At 63.4% G+C, this 3960-nt stretch carries 4 protein-coding genes; all 4 read left to right on the forward strand.

The genetic code is table 11. The annotated features are described in order from the left end of the window. The first annotated feature begins 493 nt into the window (after positions 1–493). The gene (locus P4L93_00025) at positions 494–637 is read left to right on the forward strand and encodes a hypothetical protein (protein ID MDR3685338.1); all 144 of its coding nucleotides are present in this window, start codon (positions 494–496) and stop codon (positions 635–637) included. A 204-nt stretch (positions 638–841) separates the two neighbouring features. Further along, positions 842–1492, forward strand: a complete 651-nt coding sequence (locus P4L93_00030) for a helix-turn-helix domain containing protein (protein MDR3685339.1) — start codon at positions 842–844, stop codon at positions 1490–1492. Positions 1493–1587: 95 nt separating this feature from the next. Further along, on the forward strand, positions 1588–2352 hold the full coding sequence (locus tag P4L93_00035; GenBank protein MDR3685340.1) for an ABC transporter ATP-binding protein: 765 nt from the start codon (positions 1588–1590) through the stop codon (positions 2350–2352). Between the two features lie 38 nt (positions 2353–2390). Beyond that, the coding region (locus P4L93_00040; protein ID MDR3685341.1) for an ABC transporter permease at positions 2391–3960 on the forward strand (1570 nt) is incomplete at its 3' end.

The following is a 3960-nucleotide window of genomic DNA, read 5'->3' on the forward strand; positions in this document are numbered from 1 at the left end:
ACTGCGACCGGATCGCCCGCGAACTCAACTCAAGGCCCCGCAAGCGGCTGGGCTACAAGACCCCGGAGGAGTGCTATGTACAAGCCTGGTAGACGGGAGCGTCAGAGGTCGAAGCGTTGCACTTCAGACTTGAACTCACACACGCCGACTAGGGAATATGGTTACCCTGCGCTCCCCAGGTTGGGAGCAGGATGCACACATCCTGCACGGTCCACTTCTCACCCCGGCGAGGATCTCCGGCTGCCGGTCATGGTGGACATGCGCAGGTAGTCCCAAACGACAGGCGTCTCGAGCAGCTTTCCAATCCGTCTTCGACGGTCATTACGCGACTGGTTAACATGCCCGACGAGGACTTCGAGACAACGATCGAGCGAGTGACGACCGAGATGGGATTGAAAGAGGCAGGCGCCTTGGGCCTGAGCGCTTTCGTCAAGCTCCTCTACCTCTCCCGGCTGCTCTCGAGCACATGGCGGGACGGGTGCTCGAGTCGAGCGTGAAGCAGCCCCTGGTCTCGATGACCAATCTGGGCATTTTGGACTCAGCCCGCCTCACGTTCGGCGGCATCCGGCCGATCTCCGCCTTCATGTCGGCCGCCTCGAAGTGCAAGCCGAACTTGCAGATGGCGACGAGTTCCTAGAACGACGCGCTTACCCTAACGTCGAGTCTCTACGGTGACGACGATGACCACGATCGCGTGGCGTCCTTCCTCGACGAGGTGGCTGGCGAGCTGCCGATCTGAGGTGGGCCGCGCGCCGGGAGACAGTCGCGCGCGGGCCGCCAACCGTGTAAGACTAGGCAGTTCTAACCTAACGGTCTAGAATCGACATCGGAGGTGCTTCCGATGCCCGATCGCCTGAACCGTCTCGAGAACCCAACCGTGCGCAAGCTGCTGGAGGCCGCCGAGCAGGTCTTCGCCGAGAACGGCTTCGCCGGAGCCCGCATCGACGATATCGCCGCGCGGGCAGGCATGGCCAAGAGCCACGTCTACTACCACTTCGACAGCAAGCAGCAGATCTTCGACGACCTGATCTCGCTGCGCATCGGTGAGATCCTGGAGCAGAAGACGGCGCTCATGGAGGGCCTGACTCAGCTCGATCGGCCTGCCATTGCCACGCTTGCCGGGCGTGCCCTGCGAGAGCTTCTGGTTCCGCGCGCGGCATTCATCCGCATCGTATTGCTCGAGAGCGTGGGAACCGGAGACTCCGATCTCGGGGCCGAGCCGCTTCTGCTCCGCGTTCTGCGCCCCCTTCTCGAAGACACGGTCAGCCGCTACGAGGCCCTCGGATACGACATCGACCGGGATGTGTTCATCTCGGACGTCTTCCACTTCGGTCTGCTCCCGATCGTTATGCACATCGCGCTTGGCGAGCGTTGGGCGGCGGCCTCCGGAATCGAGCCGTCCAAAGCCGACGAGCTGTTCGTCTCACGCTTGGTCGATCTGCAGGTCTGGAATATCGAGCACCTGAGGCAAGCCCGGCGTGACGACGTCTGAGCCCGGGGAGCGGAGGGGTGTTCTACTGAGCGAAGCCGAGGACGTCGCTGCTGGGCGGGTCGGCCGGGGCTCCGGTCGTGCATGAGGAGCCTCCGATGATCACAAGCCAGATCGCAGCGTCACCGACCATACGCGAGAGCGGGTTGCCACTCTCCGACGTCGAGCGGCTAATCAGTCTTCACGATGTGCGGAAGGTCTATGAGACAGGCGGCGTCAGTTTCACAGCGCTCAGAGGCGTTAGCCTTGAGATAGGCGCCGGCGAGTTCGTCGGCATCATAGGCAAGTCGGGCAGTGGCAAGACGACGCTCATCAACATGGTGACAGGAATCGACCGCCCCACTGACGGCGAGGTGGAGGTCGCTGGCGCACGCATTGACACGCTCTCGGAGAACCGGATGGCGATGTGGCGAGGGCGAGCGGTGGGCGTCGTCTTCCAGTTCTTCCAGCTCCTGCCCACGCTTACCGTGGTCGAGAACGTGATGCTGCCCATGGACTTCTGCGACGTCTACCAACCCCGTGAGCGACGGGGAAAGGCGCTCGACTTGCTCGCGGAAGTCGAGATGGCAGAGGAGGCCGACAAGCTGCCGGCCAACCTGTCCGGCGGCCAGCAACAGCGCGTGGCCATCGCCCGAGCGCTGGCCAACGACCCCCCGATCATCGCCGCCGACGAACCGACCGGCAACCTCGACTCAAAGACCGCGAGCCAGGTCTTTGATCTCTTCGAACGGCTTGTGTCGGAAGGCAAGACGATCCTGATGGTCACGCACGACACCGACCTTGCGACGCGAGTGCAGCGAGCCTTGTTGGTCTCGGACGGAGAGATCGTGGACGAGATCAATGCCGGCGGCGCGTCGTCGTGAGAATGCCGCGCTGGGTCGCGCCGAGGTGGGCCAAGCCTATGCGAGACATCCTCGTACACCCGGCTCGGACGGTCTTCGTCGTTCTGTCGATAGCGGTGGGCGTCTTCGCTGTCGCGGTCATGATGGGTGGGCGTGCGGTGCTTGTCAGAGGGCTGGACTCGTCGTTTCCCGCCACCGTTCCTTCCACCGTGACATACAGCACCACGCCATTCGACGAGCATCTTGTTCGTAGCGTGGAGCGACAACCCGGTGTCGTCGCCGCCCAAGGTCGCCACATTTCCGAGTTCCGCTATCGAGTCAACGGCGGACCTTGGAACAGCATCATGCTCAACGCCTTCAAGAACTACGACGACATTCGCGTCGGCAAGATCACGCCGTCGCCCGGCTCGACTTGGCCTGCGCGGAACGAAGTGCTTGTCGAAGACGCTTCGCTTGCCTCCTCAGGGTTGAAACTGGGCGACTCGATCGAGGTGGAGACTCCCGACAACGACCACCCCGTCTTCAGGGTCACAGGCACCGCGCATGACCTCGGTGCGGCCATTCCGCTCACGAGCGGAAGCGTTGTCGGCTACGTGAGCTGGGATTCCTTACAGGCGCTTGAAGATCAGCCGCTCTTCAACCAGCTCGACGTGCGAGCCTCGGGCGCTGTGACGAGCATTGACCAGGCGGCCGTGTTCGGAGCGCGGCTTCGCGACCGTGTGATCGAAGCGCAGGGCCCGAATGTCACGCAGATGGTTGCCCACGAACCGAACCGGCAGAGCGCCGCCGACCTACTCGACGGCATCGGGCTGCTGCTTGTCGTCATCGGACTCCTCACGCTTCTTCTGTCCGGCTTCCTGGTGGTCAACACAATCAGCGCACTAGTCTCCCAGCAGGTCCGCCAGATCGGCATCATGAAGGCGATTGGAGCTCGTCGCGGCCAGCTCGCCACCATGTTCTTCGCAATCACTCTCGGATACGGCGCCTTGGCGCTCCTCATCGCCATCCCTCTCGGGCAGCTCGGATCCAACTGGTTCGTCGGCTTCCTCGGCGAGAAGCTCGACTACTTCGTCACGGATCGCTCGATTCCGGCGCCGATAGTGGCGGCCGAGATCGCGCTTGGGACGCTCGTGCCGCTCGTCGCCGCGGCGATACCGGTATTCCTGGGGATGCGCGTGTCCGTTCGCGAGGCACTGTACGAGTCCAATGGAGAGTCGAAGGGCTTCGGCACCGGTGTCATCGATCGTCTGCTCGGCAGGCTGCGAGGGGTGTCGCGCCCGTTTTCCCTCGCGCTGCGAAACGCGTTCCGGCGCAAGGGACGTCTCGCGCTCACCCTGACGACCCTCTCGCTCGCCGCCGCCCTCTTCATCGCAGTGGCGAGTGTTCGCGGATCGATTCTCACGAGCGTCGAGCAGATCAGCAACCATCGCGCTGGCGAAGACTTCGTCGCCCTGATGTATCCCGCCCAGCCGTTAGACGAGGTCACGCGAGCTGCACTCCGCGTCACCGGCGTCACGGCAGCGGAAGGCTGGATCTACCGATATGGAGTCGAAAAGCGCGCTAGCGGCACGGAGTCGCCGACGATACTCGTCACCGGCCTACCCGCCGACACCAAGTTCTTCAAGCCGG

It is taken from the genome of Coriobacteriia bacterium (assembly GCA_031292615.1).
Lineage (GTDB): Bacteria > Actinomycetota > Coriobacteriia > Anaerosomatales > JAAXUF01 > JARLGT01.